This window comes from Candidatus Nanosynbacter sp. TM7-053 (assembly GCF_022828375.1).
GTDB lineage: Bacteria > Patescibacteriota > Saccharimonadia > Saccharimonadales > Saccharimonadaceae > Nanosynbacter.
The window spans coordinates 134,500-152,506 of the sequence record NZ_JAJQJX010000001.1 but is presented as its reverse complement, the minus strand read 5'-3'; the positions used below and the strand labels follow the sequence as shown (position 1 = coordinate 152,506).

The following is an 18,007-nucleotide window of genomic DNA, read 5'->3' as shown; positions in this document are numbered from 1 at the left end:
TTCCTGTATATTATATTACAAATCGCCTAAGGTTTTTTCAAGTGTAAAAATATGTTATAATTTCCGTAATTATGTACCAGAAAAAGAATCGCACTAAAGAGCTCGCACGGCGGACCTTTGTGTACACGCTGATGACATTATCACTTATAACTCTTCTTACGTTTTTGACGTTTAGAATGCTTGGCTATACGTTTGATCCAAATACGAAAGAATTGCAACAAACTGGACTTGTCCAATATGAATCACATCCTGGCGGGGCGCTGGTTTATATTGACGATATGGAGCTGCGCCGCACTCCAACGAAAAGCACCGTTCTTCCTGGCAAGCACACTTTTTCGATGAAATTAGATAAATACGAACCGTGGCAAAAAACGTTGAATATCAAATCTGATACCGTTACGAATTTGAATTACGCCAGATTGATCCCGACCAAACGCGAAACCACCGAGGTGAAAACGTTTGACTCATTGCAATCCGTTTCTCTGTCGCTAGCTGGTAATTTCTTGATGGGATTTGGCGTTAAGGATAAAACTCCGATTTTGACAATTGGCGACATTCGCGATACGAACAAAGATAAGGAAAAATTCACGGAACACGCATTAAGCACGAGCGTTTTGGCTGGCTATTCCCTGTCTTCTGACGATCATACGTTTACCGTGTCGGAGTGGGACCGCGATTCTCGTTATGCGTTAGTGAAGCATTCGTATCCAGCGGAAAATAATACTACTGGCGTGCAGTGGTTGGTTTTTGATAGAGAAAATCCAGAAAAAATTACCGACGTAACGGCTATGACTGGTTTTGCAATTAAGCAAATCAGCTTTGCGGGGACTGGCGCGCACACGGTTTACGCTCTGCAGGAAACTGGCGAATTGAGGCGAGTTGATCTTGATAGCTCGACAATTTCTAGCCCAATTTTAGTTGGCGTCGAATCTTTCAAGCTTTACGGCGACGATCGTTTGTCCTACCTGGCTGTTATTGATGGTAAAAAAGTGGCAGGAATTTGGAAACGAGATTGGAAAGAGCCGTTTGTGATTGGCACTTTTGCTACTGGTTCTACCCCGGTAATTCGAATTTCTCGCTATTTCAATAAAGACACTGTGGTTTTGACTGATGGCAAAAATATGACAATTTACAGAGGTGAGATTTCAGATTCTAAGGACCGCCAAAAAGAGTTCTTGAAAACGGCGAAGATTATTAAGACTGATAATACGATTACGAACATAACGATGGACAATGCTGGGCGATTTATCGTGGCGCAAAACGGCGCGGTATTGCAGACTTACGATTTGGAGCGTAAAGAATTGTCTGGCGCATTTAATATTGGCGTGGCGCAGGAAGTGAAGTGGCTTGACAATTTCTATATCCGTAGCGTTTCTGCGGCAGGAAAAATGGAGATTCGCGAGTTTGACGGCACGAACGCTCATACGTTGATAAGCGTTAAACCTGGTTTGGACTATGTTTTGTCCTCGAACCAGCGATACGTTTACGGATTGACGACCAGCGCTTCTGGAAAAATTGTCCTGAGTAAAATGAATATGGACAATGGTTCGATTGGGCTATTTAATTAAATAGCTAATTTATCGACCGCCGAATAACTTCTCAAGCAAAGTCGGCTCGGGTTTTCCTGGAATATTTGAGTTGTTGCTTTGCTGCTGATTTGAGCTGGATTCTGAAGTCGTGGTAGCTTTGCTTGGGTCTGGGCTGATTTGTTCTGCGAAGATAAGAAGTCGTTTCTCTGCGGTTCCTAAAGGCACACAACTTACAAGTGTCAGCATTGGCTTATTCGTATTAATCTGAACTTTTGAAACTTCAGTAGGCATAACAACTTCTGTCGATGTTATTTTATAGGTGTAGCGCTTCCCGTTGTAATTCATGTAAATAACGTCACCCTTGGTCAACTTTTCATTTTGAGCGAAGACGAATTTATAATCACCGCTAGCAAAAGCGTCGTTACTGGAGTGTGCGGCAAATACGGCATTTCCGACTTCGCCTGGCACGGCACTGGCGCCAGGAATTGAAAAGTGAGCTACTCCCTTCTCCATGGCTTTTGATTGCGATTTCGTGTCACTAGCGGCGCCGTAAATAACTGGCGCGTCAACATTAATCTTTGGAATAATAATCCTAGGTTCAGGTCCGACAGTTACGTCAGTGGAGGCATCAACGATGATGTTTTGCGGGTTAATTGCACCAGGCGTTGTGTAAGCCGCGACTGCGCCGAAAATAACGCGGTTATATTGCAAAAACATGAAGACTAATAGCACCGATAATCCAGCAATCGCCGGAACGAAATGCCGGGATTTTTTCACCTTATTTGCGGAGTCGCGAACCTTTTGCTGAATTTGACTGCGGAGTTCTTTTATGGCCGCTTTTTGCGGGTCCAGAGGCTCGTCTTCGCTGATTACTGGCGTGATATTCTGATTTTCCTTCGTCAATCGAGAAATCTCATGGTTTTTTGCTGCGATGTCGCCAGCATAGTAACGCTCATAATACATCTGATAATATTTCTGCCAAGCGCTGTGGTATTGCTTCCATTGGTCGGCTAAAACTTGAGTGTGGACGGCTGAATTTTGAGCTTGAGCGGTTTGGTTTGCGGGTGCGGAATTGCTAATTTGTGGCTTTGGCTGAATCTGGGTTTGGGCAATTGGCATCGTTCGCATAGCGTGATTAGCAGAGTCTTTTTTTTGTTCTAACTGTGGCGTTGTTGAGATTTGCTGAGGTTTGGCTATTTGTGCCTTAGGTTGTTCTGACCTGACTTCGGGTTTTGATTGCAATTGAGTGGAAAATGATTGCGTCTGAGTTTTTTCTGGCGCAGAACTTTGCTCTTCTGTTCTGGAATAAATAGCGTCAAGTTGCCCACGAATAACATCAGCAGCGGCATTTCGTGAGGCTGCTGAGTCGCGAGTTGGCGGCGTGAGAGATCGGCGCTGATCTGGTACCGGCATGCCCACTCGACCGTTTGATTGATCATCCGTCGGATACATAACTTCTTCTATTATACGTCAAATTGATATCAAATAAAAGTCGTGCTTGTGATAAATTGCTGGTTGTGTTACAATCATACGGTAGCTTGGAGCGTTCTCTTGTGCCGCGGTGGCGGAATTGGTAGACGCGCTAGACTCAAAATCTGGTGAGCAATAGCTCGTGCCGGTTCAAGTCCGGCCCGCGGTACCAGAGGCAGCTTCAGGTGATAATCGTCCATTTTGGGCGATTTTTTATGCAAAGAAAACAGCCCGCAGAAAGGCGCTACCGAGGCTTTATGGCCTTCCAGGCGAGCTGTCTTCTCTGCGGGCTTTACAGCCCTAGACCTTTTCCCCCATTTAGACCCGCATTCAGCAGGAACGCAGAGCCAATGAATGATCCGCCCAGCGCTCCAGTAAGTGCTGTGGGGGTGACATCCATGGCGAGTATGGGCGCGATTAGCGCCCCGACCACCGCTCCGACCAGGGCGAAGGTGATGACGATTGATGTAACCGCGATGATCATGACAAGTACTGTCACTATCCGCATGACAAGTACTGTCGTCGCTATCCGCATGACACTTCCTTTCAATAAGTGTTCACTCGTGACTAAGGGCTACTCTCGCCCTTGACAAATCACGAACGAAAGCTTAGTAGTATAATACAACTAATTGTGCGTAATGTCAAGCGGATATTTATGCGAGGCTACATTTTGCAGATAGCGGTGCTGGTTGCTGCTAGTGGTGCTTTCGGCGACCAAATCAAGTAACTTGCGGTGCGGGCGCCGACGGTTCCTCGCCAAATTGCCATTGGTGCGTCCCATTTTTGGGTGACGACTTCTCCGCTGTGGGCGATTATTAAATTGTCGGCATGAAAAACGCAAATGGTTACGGGATATGTGATGGTGAATTTGTGAAGCGCTTCAACGAGTTGCGACAATTGAATGCTGAACGTAATCATCTTTGGATAAAAAATTGCGCGGAATATTTTCTGAACTTGTGCCAGACTTGCTATGAAAACCACGTGCGGATTGTCCAAAATTTCCTGAAAACTATTTTGTACAAGGTCAATCGCATCTCGCGTCAGCACGACGGGAATTTCTGACTTTTTGATCAATTCTTCGTAGACGATTGCCGTCTGACTATTTCGCCCAGCGTCGCCACATAATAGCAATACGTCCGCCCATCTTTCCAGCGCCAAAGTTTCAGTGAGCGCTTCGTTTGCCAAACTGCCTGATTGGTTTGTCGGCGCGAACAAAACGTCGGTCATATTCGCGGGAACATTTTTTTTCAGGGCGTCAGGCAGTAAAACGCGAGCCTCGCCCACTCCGGTTTTAAGGGATTCTTGATAACTTTCTGCCACCGCCAAAAAGCCTAATTTGTTGCCGCCGATGATTCCTAATTTTCCCGCTTGGTCGCGTCGCTCTGGCTTATTCCATTCGACATCTGGAAAAAGTGGTTTCCCTGGTTCTTGTTTTTGCCAAAATTTCATATCCATTACAAATTTACCTCAATACTCACCGGACAATGATCGCTGCCCATTTGTTCTGGATGAATTTGCGGATTAGTAACGCGATTTGCAATTTCACGCGACGCCAGCCAATAATCAATCCGCCAACCGACATTTCGCGCTCTGGCATTCGCCCAATGCGTCCACCAAGTGTACGCGCCAGTTTTTTCAGGGAAAGCTGCCCGGAAAGTGTCGATAAATCCAGCGTCCAAATAGTTCTGAAAACCTTCCCGCTCTTCGTCGGTGAAGCCGTGCTTGCCGACGTTGGGTTTCGGATTTGCCAAGTCAATTTCCTGATGCGCCACGTTCATATCGCCGCAATAAAGGGCTGGCTTTGACAATTCCAGCTCTTCCAGATAAGCCAACACCGCCTTGTCCCACTTTTTATATCGCAAATCCAATCGGCTCAAATCCCCTTTTGAGTTTGGAGTGTAGCAATTGACAACCCAAAAATCGTCAAACTCGGCGGTGATAATTCGTCCTTCGTCGGCTGGATTGCCATATTCATCGCCTGTTAAATCAAACCTTTCAATGATGTTCGGCGGAAAACCGTCGCGCCAGCTCAAGGGCGAGATTTTTGAGAAAATCGCCGTGCCAGAGTAACCTTTTTTGGCGGCGGAATAGAAATGCTCGTGATAATTTGGCAGGTCAATTTCGACCTGATCTTTGGTGGCCTTAGTTTCCTGTAGGCACAAAATGTCTGGATTGTACGTGTCGATAAACTTCGCGAATTCACCTTTATTGATGACCGCGCGAATACCATTTACGTTCCAAGAGAAAAGCTTCATAGTTTTATTATACCGTGATGATATAATTTAATGAATATGCTACCAATGTACGATAAGTTTTCGGGCGAAATATCAAGCGATTTCATGGACGTCGGAGGCGTGAAAACTGCTTATTATTTTTATCAAGGCGGCTCAAATAAAACTATTTTGCTAATTCACGGCATTGGTGGCGATTTTCACGGAATGATTCCACTGGCTTATCACCTGAAAAATGATGCGAATTTGGTGTTTGTTGATTTGCCCTCTCACGGCAGAAGCCAATTGATAAAAGACATGAAAATGAGCGACGTTGAAAATTGGGCGATGAATTTGATGTCGGCTTTTGACGGTAAAGGCGTGTCAATTGACGAGGTTGTTGCTCATTCGCTTGGATGTTTGGCGGCAAATAAAATGCAATGTCAGAAAATTTGGTACATCAGTCCACCGATTAAAACTTCGGTTATGTCGAGAATTTCCTCGTCGTTCTTTTACCGCACTCGTCGGGTGAATCAATATATTTATTTGAACTATTATTTTTCGGTGTTTCGTGGGCTGTGCTTGGTGAATAATAGACGGAAAAACACCGTGGATTTGATACGGTGGCTGACGAAAAATACGCGAGTAACGCGGCGACAATATCTGGAGCAATCGAAAATTGCGCGGGATATTTCTCGGGGTGGAAAAATTATTATTTCTGAGCGCGAGTTTACGGGATTGATAGTTGGGCGACGGGATAAGATTTCGCTTCCTGTGAACGCCGCCGATGGCGTAAAAATTGATAAATTTGTGGAGCTTGATACGGGACATTTGTCGGTGTTGGATAGTCCAGAGCTGGTTGCCGAATTGATATTGGCGGAATAATTATTTGCTATACTGTAGATATGAGTAAGAAAGACGATAAAAAACTGATTGTTAATATGATTTCTGAGAGCGAGTTTACCGTTCAGGGGCATGGTGTGCATACGGCTTATAAGGAGATTACGGACGCGCTGCGCAAGAGGAAGGACATTGATATTGAAGTGAATTCTGATCGTCCTGCTGACATTATTCATATTCAGACTATGGGTTTGTATTCATTTCGGCATTTGATGAAAAAAGGTGGCAAAAAAGTTGTTTCTGCTCACATTGTGCCGGATAGTTTTATCGGTTCGATTAAAGGTGCGAAATATTGGAAGCCTTTGGGTCGAGCGTGGCTGAAATTCTTTTATAAAAAGGCTGATTTGGTTTTGGCTTGCTCTGGTATGGTTGCTGATGAACTGATAAATGACATGCACGTGCCAAAGACGAAAGTTCTTTATAATACGATAAATATGTCGAGATATAAGCATTCTGCCGCGGAGAAAAAGTCGGCTCGGAAGAAGCTTGGCTTGAAGGATGATGATTTTGTGGTTATGGGAAATGGTCAAGTCCAGCCGCGAAAACGTTTGGATATTTTAATAAAAGCCGCCAAAGAAATGCCAGATGTAAAGTTTTTCTGGGTGGGAGGAATTCCGTTTAAGAATTTGGGCGCGGATTATAACGCCATGCAAAATATGATAAAAAATGCGCCGAATAATCTCACTGTAACTGGCGTGATACCTCTGGAGAATGTTCGTGACTATTATGTCGCTGCTGACGTTTTTGTTCTGCCCGCTATGCAAGAAAACCATCCTATGTGTGTGTTGGAGGCGGCTGGCGCTGGCTTGCCGATTATTCTACGCGACATTCCGCAATATAACGACACATTTAAGGGCGACGCTGTTATGGCAAAAACGGACGATGGATTTTTAGAATTGATTAGTAAATTGCGCAAAGATAAGAAAGCCTATAAGAAAGCACAACTTGGTGCTGAGAAAATTGCCGAGCGTTTTAATAGTAGTGCGGGTGCTGAACGATTGGTCGAATTTTATCGATCGCTGATATAAATGGTATAATGAGGACATTATGAGGATAGGACTTTTTACGGACAGCTACAGGCCATCCATTAACGGTATCGTTTACGTTGTTGAATCATTAAAGCGCGAGCTGGAAGCTTTGGGTCATGAGGTTTATGTTTTTTGTCCAGCAAAGTCTATTAGTCCGTCCAAGCAAGCCGAACTTCTCCACGAAGATGAGAATAGTCGAATAATTCGTTTCCGTTCAATTACGGGTGCGTTTTTTGATGATTACGACACATCGGTGTTCTTCCCTCCTGTGGTGCAGCGCCAAATTGCTAATATGAATTTGGACGTTGTTCATATTTTTACGCCGTCGCAAATTGGTCTATTGGGTGTGAAGGCAGCGAAGAAAAATAATATTCCTTTGATTATCCAGCATTGTACGGATTTATATGAATTCGTCGATCACTACCCTGCGGTTTTGCCGGGAGTTTTGGCGTTGGCGGGAGTGGTTTTTCCATTGTCGGTGAAGTTGAATGGACAGGACTTGCTGGAGGTTGTCAAATTATATCGTCCGCGTAATGGCGTAACGAAATGGAATAAAGATATTATTGAGCGCGTCATCACTATTTTATACAGCAAGGCGGATGCGGTGATTGCTCTGTCGCGTAAAAGTCGTGATCAATTGGAATCTTGGCAGACCGAAGATTATACGTACGATGTTACTTTAATGCCAAACGGCGTGAATGCTCTTCCGCGGGCGGGCGCGAAACGAGTTGCGGAATTTCGCGAGCAATGGGGTCTTGATGAAAAAGATGAAGTGTTTGGATTTGTTGGGCGTTTGGGCGAGGAAAAGAATTTGCCAATTTTGATTCAGGCGTTTAGCGAGTTTATTGCCGAAGCTCGTCCGAAATCAAAGCTGTTGTTTGTCGGTGATTTTGAATATCGAAAGACTTTGGAAAAAATGGCAGCCGAGACGGATTTTGCGGATAGGATTATATTTACTGGCGCTATGCCGCGAGAAGATTTGGGCGTGGCGTATAAAGTGATGAACGTATTTACTTTTCCTTCGCTTAAGGACACGCAGGGCTGGGTTCTTCACGAAGCCGCTCACGCTGGAAAACCGATTGTTATTATTGACAAGGAAGTTTCAGAGGTTGTGAAGGACGGAGTTAATGGCTATTTTGCAGAAAATAACCCAGAAAGCGTAGCGGAAAAAGTAATTGCAATTCTAAAAAGTCCGAAGAAACAAGCGGAGTTTAGTGCTGAAAGTAAAAAGCTGGCTAATAAATTCACGGAGCGCAGTCAAGTGAAGAAACTTGAAAAGCTTTATGAAAATCTGATTAAAGCGCGCGAAAATCAATAAATTCTGAGCCCAGTTCGTAGTTAATGCGATTATCTATTAGAGATAAGTCGCCTGGTTTCTCGGTCTTGGTCGCGGCGCTTGATGGTTTGGCGCTTGTCGTAATTTTTCTTACCTTTTCCGAGCGCAATTACAACTTTAATAAATTTTCCGTTGGTCAACAATTTGGTCGGGACAATTGTCATTCCCTGTTTTTTGGCTTCTGTAAAATTGGACAATTGTTTTTTACTTACCAATAATTTCCGCGCCGAAGTGTCGACTGAGCGGCTATTTGCTTCTCCGCGAACGTTTAATCGCAGTGAAAAGCTGGCGTTATTTAGCCACAATTCGCCGTTTCTTAAGCTAACAAATGAGCCTTTAAGCTGGACGTGACCTTCTCTGGCGGCTCGTACTTCCATTCCAGTTAAAACTAAGCCGGCTACAATTTCTTCGCCAAGTTCATAATCAAACCGTGCGCGACGATTGACAATATTCTGTGTGGCTGGTTTTTTAGCTTTTGGCTTTGACATGGATTATATTATAGCAAAACTTAACGCGACAGTATATTTAGGCTAGTTTGGTGCGGCTGAAATGTGACTTGTGTTACAATATCTCAAGCATGATAGCCGACATTCACATTACTGAAAAAAGTTTTGGCGATAAGACGTTGATGAAAGACGTCAAGTTTAGTGTGGACGATGGTGAGAAAGTCGGCGTGGTTGGTCGCAACGGCGTTGGTAAGTCGACGCTGTTTGGAATATTGAGCGGAAAAGATACTGATTATACTGGCGAGGTTATTTTTCGGCGCGGCATTACGGTTGCGACTACCGCTCAGGAACATCATGGTTTGGGTGATCAAACGGTTATGTCGTATATTCTTGGTGGACTTCCAGAATATTCCAAGCTAAAGAAAATCATCGATGAATATCCGCTGACTATGGGCGATAATATGCGAAAAATTGAGGAATATACGCAAGCTTTGGAGCGATTTGACCAAAAAGGATTTTATCAAGTTGAAGAAAAAATTGAGCGAGAGCTGAGCAAGTTTCAGTTAGATGGTTATGGTAATCGGCGGATTTCTTCCCTGTCTGGTGGGCAAAAAAGGCTGGTGGAAATTGTTAAAATTATGCACTCGGAGGCGCATTTGGCGCTGATTGACGAGCCGACCAACCACATGGATTATGTGGCGAAACAACAGTTTATTGACTGGATGAATTCCCAGCCACATCAAGCGATGTTGATAATTACGCATGACCGAGACGTGCTTGGGCAAGTTGATCGGATAGTTGAGATTAAGGACGGACAAGCCGTGAGCTACCGTGGAAATTACGACGCGTATTTGAAACAGAATGCTCAAGCGACGACGGCTGGAATGAATAATTTTGAGCAGATTGAGAAGCGAATTGTTAACCTGAAACAAAAAGTTTTGGACTATCAAAGGCTTAAGGAAAAGTCGCGAAATCCCGGCACGATTCAGAAATTTAAGCGGCTGGAGAACGAGGCGCGAGCGGAGCTGGAGGAATTGTTGGAAATGGAAAAGCCGACGTTTTGGATCGACAAAGAATCTGCTAGTCAATTGGACTATAAATCGGCCGAGCGTTACGGAAAATTCAAGTCACGTAATATTCGCTTGAGTGTGAAAGATGCTTCCAGTCGCAGTCAGCACGTGTTGGTTCGCGCGGAAAATGTGGCGGTTGGGATTGGTGAGCGGATATTGTTTGAGGACGTGAATATCGATTTGCGCGAAGGTGAAGCGATTGAAATTAGAGGTCGCAATGGCGCTGGTAAAACTACGTTGATTCGGATGATTCTGGCGTCGGGCAAGAGCTTTGACGATGGTCCCGTTCTTTATTCTGGCGATATTTTTCTTGATCCGCAGGTTCGGATTGGTGTTTATGAGCAGGAAATTGACGAGCGATATTTGTCTGATCCACTAGAAAAAGCGATTGAAAAATTGTATATGAGTCGCGATTTGTCGATTTCTGATACGAAAATTCGGCAACTTTTGGCTGACTATTTGTTCACAGACGCTGATCGGATGACGCCGCTGGCTCGCTTGTCTGGCGGTCAAAAGGCGCGTTTTCAGATTATTTCCATGCTGGCGAACGACCCGCAACTGCTAGTTCTGGACGAGCCGACGAATCACTTGGATTTGCCGAGCATCGAAGAATTGGAAACGGCGTTGGCCAAATATTCCGGCGCGATTCTTTACGTCAGCCACGATAATTATTTCCGCGAAAAACTTGGCGGCAAAGTTGTGCAAATTGGCGCAGAATAAAAATTTTCCGCCAGAATTTGACGGAAAATCTTGAATTGTTTTTAAGAAAATTAGTCGGACAATAAGCCGTTTTTTCGTAGCAAATCTTGTAGTTTAGGTCGATCAAAACCAAGCACTAATTCCCCGTTAATATCCGTTACTGGCACGCCTTGGAAATTGCCGCCATTTTTATTTAGCAATTCCTCTTTTGCACCAGGATCAGCCTCAATATCTTTGGAAACAAAATCAATTCCCAACTTCTTCAGCCATTCCATTTCCGTGTGGCAAAATGCACACCAGCTGGTACTGTACACGACAACTTTTGTATCTTGATGGTTGTTCGTTGTGTCTTCGCTCATATATTCCCCTATTTAATAACACTTTTAATTATAACATAACGGTTACGTCTATTTAGAATTCTTCGACGTCAAATGCCAATTTTTGCACCATTCGCAGTGATATATATCAATCGACAAATTCGGGTTTGCTAATTCTTGGATTTCTGCTGCTTGGCGGGCTTTTATCTCTGTTGAGAAGCGACGTTTTTTCTGGCAATTAGCCAACCCTGAAATTGACATCAATGATGTTTTTTGGGTTTTTTGACTATTTTTTGAATAATTTCGCCGCGGCATCTTGCAAAATAGTATAACAGATTGATATAGTGGAAAGTAATGGTAAAAGAAACTGACATTTCGGCTAATGATACAGGCGATTCTGGTGCGATGATGATTTTAGCAAGGACGATGATTGGTACAATGTGGCGAATGTTTTTGCCAACAATTGGTTTGACCTTGTTGGGATTGTGGCTGGATAATGTCAGCGGAATGAAGATGAGATGGTTACTTGCTGGAATTATTTCTGGCGCGATTATCTCAGTGATTCTCGTGGCTTTGCAAATTGCTAAAATTAAACAGCAGGAGTTGAAGAAATGATTGATTATATGGCAAGCGCTGGTCCGCATATTTCAGTAAAGGTTGACGAAGTTCTCAATATTGCTGGCGTATCTATTACGAATTCGCACCTGATGGGATTCTTGGGATTGATCGTATTGGTGTGGGCAATGTTTCGTACTCGTGCGGCGGTTTTAGGTAAAAAGAAGCATAATTTTATCACAAGACTAATTCAGTGGACGTTCGACGGACTTTATAATACGGTTTGCCAGGTCATTCCAGATCAAAAATGGGCGCGTAAAGTTGCTCCGCTCTGTATTACGTTGTTTTTCTTTATCGTTGCGCAGTACTGGCTGGGACTTCTGCCGATTGTTGGTCCAATTACAATTGGCGAGCATCACACTCCTCTATTCCGCGGTGGAGTTGCGGATCTTAATATGACTTTCGGTCTGGCAATTGTAACGATTGTCGCGGCTCAGGTTTACGCGTTTAAGTATTTGGGTTTTAAGGGCAATTTGGGGCGATATTTCATTAACCCGCTACGCGATCCAATTATGTCATTTGTTGGCATTTTGGAGTTAGTGGCTGAGTTTTCGCGAATGCTGGGACTAAGTTTCCGTCTGTTTGGTAACGTTTTGGCTGGCGAAATTCTCTTGGCAATTATCGCTTATATGACGAAGTTTTTGTCGCCTGTGGCTCTGCAGCCGTTCTATTTCTTTGAGCTGTTTATTGGCGGTATTCAGGCGTATATTTTCTTTATGCTATCAACTGTGTTTATTTCCCTGGGACTGGCTCACCATGATTCACACGAGCCAATTGATGAAGTTCACTCCTCTGTTGAAGCTAGTAAATTAGCAACATCAGAGAGTGATTAAATTAGGTAATAATTAATTAAAAGGAGAATATTAACCATGGAAGCATTAGCATTCACACTTACCTACGCAATCCCAGCAGCATTTGCAGCAATTGGTGCCGCAATCGTTGGTGCAGCAGCTATGAACGCAGCTGGTCGTAACCCAGAAAAAATCAACGACCTACGCACAATGATGATCTTGGGTATTTCATTCATCGACGCTATTGCTATTATCGGTTTCGTCGCAGCAATCGTCGGCAAAGTTATGTAGTTTTCGGGAGTAAATTGTGGAGAAAATATTAACACAATTTGCCAATTCTGGCGCATCGGAAAAAGCCGGTCTGTTTGATTCGCTAGGTATTGATTGGGCGCTGTTGGCGTTTCAGACGGTAGCATTTTTAATCTTGCTATTTGTTCTTCGCAAGTTTGTCTATCCGCCAATGATGGAAATGCTCGTCAAGCGAGAAAAAGACTTGAAAGCGGCTGACGCGGCGGCAAAATCTGCTAAGGAAAATGCCGACCGAGCTGAAGAAATGACCGCCGAAATGATGCGAAAAGCACGAGCGCAAGCTAGCGACATCGTGGCGTCTGCTCGAGAAGAAGCGACCGAAGTTGTTGAAGAAGCGGCTAAAAAAGCGACTGCCAAATCTGAAGCTTTGATTAAAGAAGCGCATAATACGATTGCTCAAGAGATTGAAAACGCTAAGAAAGACCTGCACAATTCGACATTAGAGTTGGTGGCTGAAGCGACTGGCAAGGTTTTGGGCGAGAAAATTGATGCGAAGAAAGATACGAAGCTGATTTCGGAAGCGCTTGAGGAGGCTAAATAGATGAAGTCGGTGTCCAGGAGAAAGTTGGCAAAGTATGCAGCTGAACAGATTTTAGCTGGCAATGACGCGGTGTTGGAAGAAATTGCTGGTCTTTTGATTTACGAAAAGCACGAACGTGAAGTTGATTTGTTGGTGCGAGATATTGAGGCTGAGTTGGCTGAGCGTGGTGAAATTGTAGCGTCGGTCGAGAGTGCGAGAGCACTTGACGACAATACAAGGCGTAAAATAGAGCAATTTCTGGCGACTGCGGCGAGCGATAAAAATAGCAAGCCAAAAGTGTCGCTAAGAGAATCAATTGACCCGACGTTGATTGGCGGATTTAAGCTACAAACGCCGACCGCAACACTGGACGCAACGGTTTCGAAGAAGTTAAACGACTTGCGGGCGAAGAAAATCTAGGAGGAAAAATGAGCAAGATTGATGTGACAGAATTAGCCAAAAGCCTGCGGGAAAAAATCGCGCAGCTGGAGGCGACGGAAGGTTTGGAAGATGCTGGCGTGGTTATTCGCGTTGGTGACGGCGTGGCTTGGGTGCATGGCTTGAGCAGTGCTGGCTATAGCGAAGTGCTGGAAATTGAAACTGACGGTGGTACGGTTGAGGCGTTTGCTTTGAACTTGATGGAAGATGAAATTGGTGCGGTGATTCTTGGTGGCGAAGATAAGGTTAAGGCTGGTGCCAGCGTTCGCCGCAAAGGTTCGGTGCTAGACGTTCCTGTCGGTGAAGAGTTGTTGGGGCGAGTGGTTGACCCGCTAGGTCGACCTCTTGACGACGGCCCAGCGATTAAAACGAAGAAACGTGGTTTAATTGAGCGTCCTGCCATTGGCGTGATGGGTCGTAAGTCAGTTCACGAACCTCTGATGACCGGTATCATGTCAATTGACGCGATGTTCCCGATCGGTCGTGGTCAGCGTGAGCTTATCATTGGTGACCGTCAAACTGGTAAGACGGCAATTGCTATTGATACGATGATTAACCAGGCTCGTCAAAAGACTGGCGTGGTGAACGTTTATGTGGCGATTGGTCAGAAGTTGTCGAAGATTGCCAGGTTGGTCGACCGATTGAAAGAGGAAGGCGTGATGGATCAGACGATTATCGTCGCAACCAGCCCGTCCGACGCGGCTTCCCTGCTTTACTTGGCGCCTTACGCTGGTACGGCCATGGGCGAATATTTCCGCGATAACGGCGGTCATGCATTAATGATTTATGACGATTTGACGAAGCACGCGGTGGCTTACCGACAGATGTCGCTATTGTTGCGCCGTCCACCAGGACGCGAAGCTTATCCAGGTGATGTCTTCTATTTGCACTCACGACTATTGGAGCGCTCGGCTAAATTGTCAGATGAACTTGGCGCGGGAAGCTTGACGGCTTTACCAATCATCGAAACGCAGGCTGGCGACATTTCCGCTTACATTCCGACCAACGTGATTTCTATTACCGACGGTCAGATTTTCCTGGAAACCGACTTGTTCTATCAAGGCATTCGTCCAGCCATCTCAGCTGGTCTATCAGTTTCTCGTGTTGGTGGTGCGGCGCAGACGAAAGCCGTTAAATCTGTCGGCGGCAACTTGAAGCTTGGTCTTTCACAGTTCCGCGAATTGGCATCATTCGCTCAATTCGGTTCTGACCTTGACGACGCGACAAAGGCGCAAATTGACCGCGGTCAGCGACTCACTGAACTTTTGAAGCAGCCACAATATCAGCCAATGAGCGTTTGGGAGCAATTTGTCAGCATTCACGCGGTGACTGGCGGTATGTTTGACGATGTTCCAGTTTCTAAGATTAAGGATGCGCAGTCTGCTCTATTGACTTATCTCTGGAAAAATTCTAAAGATGCTATGCGTGAGTTGAACAAGGGCGACAAGCCTTCGGATGAGCAATTGAAATTGATTGACGAAGCTACGAAAGAAATAGCGAAAGGATTTGAGGAGTAATTCATGCCGAGCACTCGCGCGCTGAAAAATCGCATTCGTTCGGTGGACTCGACTAAGCAGATCACCAAGGCTATGCAATTGGTGGCGGCTAGTAAAATGCGTCGCGCTCAAGAGGCGGACAAAGCTTCTGCGCCGTACACAATGGCGGCGGAAGAATTGCTGTCTTATTTGGCGAGCCAAGGCGCAACCGACAATCACCCGCTGTTCGTTAGGCGAAAGATAAATAAGCGATTGATTATCGTGGTGGCCAGCGACAAGGGTTTGGCTGGCGCATACAACACCAACGTTTTGAAGAAATATTTGGAGCTATTAAAGCGTGATGACGAGCGCGGAATTGAGAACTTGACCTTAACTATTGGTCGTCGGGCATCGCAATTCGCAACGCGCCTTAAAGATACGAAAATCATCGGTACGTATGAAGATTTGCCAGATCAGCCGTCTGGATTGACGTTCCATACGATTTTGAATACGGCAGTAAATATGTTTGAAAATGGCGAAGTTGACGCCGTTACGCTTGTCTATACGCGTTTTGTCAATAGCATGGTTCAGACTGCAGAATTGGACAGATTATTGCCAGCGGGAACAGAGATTTTGGTTGATCCAAGCGAAGTTTCTAATACGGTTTCTGACGCCAAATATGAGCCGAGCATTCCAGAGGTTTTGGATGCGGTGGCGTATCGCTTGGTTGGTGCGCGACTGTTGCAGGCGCTACTTGATGCTCGCGCCAGTGAACATTCTATGCGTATGATGGCAATGAAGAATGCTACGGATAATGCCAGCGATTTGGTTGATGATTTGACGCTAGCTATGAATAAAGCTCGTCAAGGGGCGATTACTCAGGAACTTGCTGAAATTTCTGGTGGCGTGGAGGCGATGGAACAATGATAAAGGAGAAAAAGATGGCAAAAGATTTAGGTAAAATTATTCAGATCGTTGGCGTGGTCGTTGACGTGGAATTTCCACAAGACGTTGAACTTCCAGCGATTTATGACGCGTTACACGTTAAAAACGGCAATGAGAATTTGGTGCTGGAGGTTGCTCAGCACTTGGACGAGCACACTGTTCGAGCAATTGCCCTGTCTTCGACGGATGGATTGAGCCGTGGCGCAGAAGTTGTTGCGACTGGCGCTCCAATTTCCGTTCCAGTCGGCGCGGAAACTCAAGGACGAATGTTTAATGTTGTCGGTGAAGCGATTGACGAAAAGCCGCAACCAAAGGGAAAAACTGCACCAATTCACCGCCCTGCTCCAGCGCTTTCTGAACAGTCAAATAAGACTGAGATTTTGGAAACTGGCATTAAGGTTGTCGACTTGATTGCGCCACTTGCTAAGGGTGGAAAGGCCGGCTTGTTTGCTGGTGCTGGTGTTGGTAAAACTGTTCTTATCACTGAGTTGATTAACAATATCGCTAAGTTCCACTCTGGAAACTCTGTTTTTGCTGGAGTTGGTGAGCGAACGCGTGAAGGTAACGACCTTTACTATGAAATGGAAGAAGCTGGCGTTTTGGATAAGACTTCGCTAGTCTTTGGACAAATGAACGAGCCACCTGGAGCACGTTTGCGCGTGGCGTTGTCGGGTCTGGCGATGGCTGAAGCTTTCCGTGACGAAGGTAAAGACGTCTTGCTATTTATCGACAATATTTATCGTTATACTCAGGCTGGTGCTGAGGTGTCGGCATTGCTTGGTCGTTTGCCAAGCGCGGTTGGTTATCAGCCAAACCTTCAGCAGGAAATGGGTGCTTTGCAAGAGCGCATCACCTCAACGAAGAAGGGTTCGATTACCTCTGTTCAGGCTGTCTATGTGCCAGCTGACGACTTGACCGACCCGGCTCCTGCGACGACCTTTGCTCACCTTGACGCTACAATTGTGATGAACCGCGCATTGACGGAAATCGGTATTTATCCAGCGGTTGACGTTTTGGATTCGAGTTCAAACTCACTTGATCCGGAAATTGTCGGTGAAGAGCATTACCGCGTGGCGCGCGAGGTTCAGCGAATTTTGCAGCAATACAAAGAGCTTCAGGATATCATCGCTATTTTGGGTATGGAAGAATTGTCAGATGATCAGAAGCAGATTGTTGCTCGTGCTCGTCGTATTCAGCGATTCTTGGCACAGCCATTCCACGTGGCTGAGAAGTTTACCGGAAATCCAGGCGTTTACGTTAAATTGGAAGATACTATTCGCGACGCTTCCGACATTTTGGCCGGTAAATACGATGATAAACCTGAAAACTGGTTCTATATGGTTCAGGGTACGTTGGCTGATCAAGTTGCTCGCGACGCTGAAGCTGAATCTGCCGAGGCTAAAAAACATTCTGAAAAGAAAGCTAAATAGCCATGAAATTGTCATTAGTCACACTTGTTGGTACGAAGGTTGACGAAGAAGTTTATTCGGTGTCAATTCCAACTACCGACGGCGAAATTTCCGTTTTTCCAAGCCATGAGCCACTAGTGACGATTGCGCGGGACGGCGTGATTACCGTGCGTCGACATAAAGAAGATTCCGATAATCATCTGGAATATTTTGCAATCTCTGGTGGCGTGGTAAAAATTGACTATTCGTCGGTGCAAATTCTGGTTGATGAAGCTGATCACGGCGATGACATCATCGAGGCGGAAACTCAGAAGGCTCTGGAGCGTGCTATTAAGGCGCGTGATGAGGCTGGCGATCAAGTTGAGCGCGAGAAAGCCAAGCAGCTTATCGATCGTCATATGGTGCGATTGAAGGTTGCTGATCTTCATAGGCGTAAGCGACGACGCTAGGTTTAGAGCATAAATAATTAGACAAGACCCTGCCAATATCGTCGGGGTTTT

At 45.3% G+C, this 18,007-nt stretch carries 21 protein-coding genes and 1 tRNA gene; 15 read left to right on the top strand and 7 right to left on the bottom strand.

All coding sequences use genetic code 11. From position 1 onward, the window contains the following. The first annotated feature begins 71 nt into the window (after positions 1–71). Complete coding sequence (locus tag LRM50_RS00915) at positions 72–1,568, top strand: PEGA domain-containing protein (RefSeq protein WP_243809512.1); 1,497 nt, start codon at positions 72–74, stop codon at positions 1,566–1,568. A gap of 9 nt (positions 1,569–1,577) precedes the next feature. Here the strand turns inward: LRM50_RS00915 and LRM50_RS00910 are convergent, their stop codons facing one another. Next, entirely contained in the window at positions 1,578–2,981 is a 1,404-nt protein-coding gene (locus LRM50_RS00910; protein WP_243809511.1) for a sortase, read from the bottom strand. 103 nt (positions 2,982–3,084) lie between these two features. Between LRM50_RS00910 and LRM50_RS00905 the strand changes: the two genes are divergently transcribed. Beyond that, a tRNA-Leu gene (locus LRM50_RS00905) sits at positions 3,085–3,171 on the top strand. A 120-nt stretch (positions 3,172–3,291) separates the two neighbouring features. Here the strand turns inward: LRM50_RS00905 and LRM50_RS00900 are convergent. The 3 genes from LRM50_RS00900 to LRM50_RS00890 form a co-directional block, all read right to left on the bottom strand. Further along, positions 3,292–3,534 carry a hypothetical protein gene (locus LRM50_RS00900; protein WP_243809510.1) on the bottom strand — a complete coding sequence of 81 codons (243 nt, stop codon included), beginning with the start codon at positions 3,532–3,534 and terminating at the stop codon, positions 3,292–3,294. A 128-nt stretch (positions 3,535–3,662) separates the two neighbouring features. Further along, positions 3,663–4,448 carry a carbohydrate kinase family protein gene (locus LRM50_RS00895; RefSeq protein WP_243809509.1) on the bottom strand — a complete coding sequence of 262 codons (786 nt, stop codon included), beginning with the start codon at positions 4,446–4,448 and terminating at the stop codon, positions 3,663–3,665. Between the two features lie 5 nt (positions 4,449–4,453). Beyond that, the gene (locus tag LRM50_RS00890) at positions 4,454–5,254 is read right to left on the bottom strand and encodes an exodeoxyribonuclease III (RefSeq protein ID WP_243809508.1); all 801 of its coding nucleotides are present in this window, start codon (positions 5,252–5,254) and stop codon (positions 4,454–4,456) included. Positions 5,255–5,284: 30 nt separating this feature from the next. Between LRM50_RS00890 and LRM50_RS00885 the strand changes: the two genes are divergently transcribed. Genes LRM50_RS00885 through LRM50_RS00875 form a run of 3 tightly spaced genes read left to right on the top strand, consistent with a single transcriptional unit; the run spans position 5,285 to position 8,455 of the window. Then, a complete protein-coding gene (locus LRM50_RS00885; RefSeq protein ID WP_243809507.1) occupies positions 5,285–6,094 on the top strand; it encodes an alpha/beta fold hydrolase in 810 nt (269 codons plus the stop codon). Between the two features lie 20 nt (positions 6,095–6,114). After that, positions 6,115–7,137, top strand: coding sequence for a glycosyltransferase family 4 protein (locus LRM50_RS00880; RefSeq protein ID WP_243809506.1), 1,023 nt, complete (start codon positions 6,115–6,117; stop codon positions 7,135–7,137). A gap of 19 nt (positions 7,138–7,156) precedes the next feature. After that, positions 7,157–8,455: a glycosyltransferase gene (locus tag LRM50_RS00875; RefSeq protein ID WP_243809505.1), complete on the top strand. Its 1,299-nt coding sequence runs from the start codon at positions 7,157–7,159 to the stop codon at positions 8,453–8,455. A gap of 29 nt (positions 8,456–8,484) precedes the next feature. On the opposite strand, the gene smpB is transcribed toward LRM50_RS00875, so the two are convergent. After that, positions 8,485–8,961 (bottom strand): SsrA-binding protein SmpB, encoded by a 477-nt coding sequence (gene smpB, locus LRM50_RS00870; protein ID WP_129632756.1) that lies wholly within the window; start codon positions 8,959–8,961, stop codon positions 8,485–8,487. 89 nt (positions 8,962–9,050) lie between these two features. On the opposite strand from smpB, the gene LRM50_RS00865 reads away from it, so the two are divergent. Next, positions 9,051–10,709 (top strand): ABC-F family ATP-binding cassette domain-containing protein, encoded by a 1,659-nt coding sequence (locus LRM50_RS00865; RefSeq protein WP_243809504.1) that lies wholly within the window; start codon positions 9,051–9,053, stop codon positions 10,707–10,709. Positions 10,710–10,759: 50 nt separating this feature from the next. On the opposite strand, the gene LRM50_RS00860 is transcribed toward LRM50_RS00865, so the two are convergent. Continuing rightward, complete coding sequence (locus LRM50_RS00860) at positions 10,760–11,047, bottom strand: glutaredoxin family protein (protein ID WP_232273162.1); 288 nt, start codon at positions 11,045–11,047, stop codon at positions 10,760–10,762. A gap of 48 nt (positions 11,048–11,095) precedes the next feature. Then, complete coding sequence (locus tag LRM50_RS00855; RefSeq protein WP_129632746.1) at positions 11,096–11,320, bottom strand: hypothetical protein; 225 nt, start codon at positions 11,318–11,320, stop codon at positions 11,096–11,098. Between the two features lie 39 nt (positions 11,321–11,359). On the opposite strand from LRM50_RS00855, the gene LRM50_RS00850 reads away from it, so the two are divergent. The 9 genes from LRM50_RS00850 to atpC are packed head-to-tail and all read left to right on the top strand — an operon-like array spanning position 11,360 to position 17,956. Beyond that, positions 11,360–11,620 carry a hypothetical protein gene (locus LRM50_RS00850; protein ID WP_129743885.1) on the top strand — a complete coding sequence of 87 codons (261 nt, stop codon included), beginning with the start codon at positions 11,360–11,362 and terminating at the stop codon, positions 11,618–11,620. Continuing rightward, positions 11,617–12,453, top strand: a complete 837-nt coding sequence (locus LRM50_RS00845) for a F0F1 ATP synthase subunit A (protein WP_243809503.1) — start codon at positions 11,617–11,619, stop codon at positions 12,451–12,453. Before LRM50_RS00850 ends, LRM50_RS00845 begins: the two co-directional genes overlap by 4 nt. A 36-nt stretch (positions 12,454–12,489) precedes the next feature. After that, positions 12,490–12,702, top strand: a complete 213-nt coding sequence (locus tag LRM50_RS00840; protein WP_129637300.1) for a H(+)-transporting ATPase — start codon at positions 12,490–12,492, stop codon at positions 12,700–12,702. A gap of 16 nt (positions 12,703–12,718) precedes the next feature. Continuing rightward, a complete protein-coding gene (gene atpF / locus LRM50_RS00835; RefSeq protein ID WP_243809502.1) occupies positions 12,719–13,261 on the top strand; it encodes a F0F1 ATP synthase subunit B in 543 nt (180 codons plus the stop codon). Beyond that, positions 13,262–13,660, top strand: a complete 399-nt coding sequence (locus LRM50_RS00830; RefSeq protein WP_243809501.1) for a F0F1 ATP synthase subunit delta — start codon at positions 13,262–13,264, stop codon at positions 13,658–13,660. Between the two features lie 8 nt (positions 13,661–13,668). Beyond that, positions 13,669–15,195, top strand: coding sequence for a F0F1 ATP synthase subunit alpha (gene atpA, locus LRM50_RS00825; RefSeq protein WP_146422299.1), 1,527 nt, complete (start codon positions 13,669–13,671; stop codon positions 15,193–15,195). 3 nt (positions 15,196–15,198) lie between these two features. After that, entirely contained in the window at positions 15,199–16,080 is an 882-nt protein-coding gene (atpG, locus tag LRM50_RS00820) for an ATP synthase F1 subunit gamma (protein WP_243809500.1), read from the top strand. A 14-nt stretch (positions 16,081–16,094) separates the two neighbouring features. Next, positions 16,095–17,528 carry a F0F1 ATP synthase subunit beta gene (gene atpD / locus LRM50_RS00815; protein ID WP_243809499.1) on the top strand — a complete coding sequence of 478 codons (1,434 nt, stop codon included), beginning with the start codon at positions 16,095–16,097 and terminating at the stop codon, positions 17,526–17,528. Between the two features lie 2 nt (positions 17,529–17,530). After that, positions 17,531–17,956, top strand: a complete 426-nt coding sequence (gene atpC, locus LRM50_RS00810) for an ATP synthase F1 subunit epsilon (protein WP_243809498.1) — start codon at positions 17,531–17,533, stop codon at positions 17,954–17,956. Positions 17,957–18,007 lie beyond the last annotated feature (51 nt).

Excerpts from the sequence above, each read along its gene's own strand:
- atpC (WP_243809498.1), top strand. The coding sequence starts at position 17,531 with ATGAAATTGTCATTAGTCACACTTGTTGGTACGAAGGTTGACGAAGAA.
- atpG (WP_243809500.1), top strand. The coding sequence starts at position 15,199 with ATGCCGAGCACTCGCGCGCTGAAAAATCGCATTCGTTCGGTGGACTCG.
- LRM50_RS00865 (WP_243809504.1), top strand. The coding sequence starts at position 9,051 with ATGATAGCCGACATTCACATTACTGAAAAAAGTTTTGGCGATAAGACG.
- LRM50_RS00875 (WP_243809505.1), top strand. The coding sequence starts at position 7,157 with ATGAGGATAGGACTTTTTACGGACAGCTACAGGCCATCCATTAACGGT.
- LRM50_RS00910 (WP_243809511.1), bottom strand. The coding sequence starts at position 2,981 with ATGTATCCGACGGATGATCAATCAAACGGTCGAGTGGGCATGCCGGTA.
- LRM50_RS00850 (WP_129743885.1), top strand. The coding sequence starts at position 11,360 with ATGGTAAAAGAAACTGACATTTCGGCTAATGATACAGGCGATTCTGGT.
- LRM50_RS00840 (WP_129637300.1), top strand. The coding sequence starts at position 12,490 with ATGGAAGCATTAGCATTCACACTTACCTACGCAATCCCAGCAGCATTT.
- LRM50_RS00895 (WP_243809509.1), bottom strand. The coding sequence starts at position 4,448 with ATGAAATTTTGGCAAAAACAAGAACCAGGGAAACCACTTTTTCCAGAT.
- LRM50_RS00860 (WP_232273162.1), bottom strand. The coding sequence starts at position 11,047 with ATGAGCGAAGACACAACGAACAACCATCAAGATACAAAAGTTGTCGTG.
- LRM50_RS00890 (WP_243809508.1), bottom strand. The coding sequence starts at position 5,254 with ATGAAGCTTTTCTCTTGGAACGTAAATGGTATTCGCGCGGTCATCAAT.
- smpB (WP_129632756.1), bottom strand. The coding sequence starts at position 8,961 with ATGTCAAAGCCAAAAGCTAAAAAACCAGCCACACAGAATATTGTCAAT.
- atpD (WP_243809499.1), top strand. The coding sequence starts at position 16,095 with ATGGCAAAAGATTTAGGTAAAATTATTCAGATCGTTGGCGTGGTCGTT.
- LRM50_RS00855 (WP_129632746.1), bottom strand. The coding sequence starts at position 11,320 with ATGCCGCGGCGAAATTATTCAAAAAATAGTCAAAAAACCCAAAAAACA.
- LRM50_RS00830 (WP_243809501.1), top strand. The coding sequence starts at position 13,262 with ATGAAGTCGGTGTCCAGGAGAAAGTTGGCAAAGTATGCAGCTGAACAG.
- atpA (WP_146422299.1), top strand. The coding sequence starts at position 13,669 with ATGAGCAAGATTGATGTGACAGAATTAGCCAAAAGCCTGCGGGAAAAA.
- LRM50_RS00915 (WP_243809512.1), top strand. The coding sequence starts at position 72 with ATGTACCAGAAAAAGAATCGCACTAAAGAGCTCGCACGGCGGACCTTT.
- LRM50_RS00845 (WP_243809503.1), top strand. The coding sequence starts at position 11,617 with ATGATTGATTATATGGCAAGCGCTGGTCCGCATATTTCAGTAAAGGTT.
- LRM50_RS00885 (WP_243809507.1), top strand. The coding sequence starts at position 5,285 with ATGAATATGCTACCAATGTACGATAAGTTTTCGGGCGAAATATCAAGC.
- LRM50_RS00880 (WP_243809506.1), top strand. The coding sequence starts at position 6,115 with ATGAGTAAGAAAGACGATAAAAAACTGATTGTTAATATGATTTCTGAG.
- LRM50_RS00900 (WP_243809510.1), bottom strand. The coding sequence starts at position 3,534 with ATGCGGATAGCGACGACAGTACTTGTCATGCGGATAGTGACAGTACTT.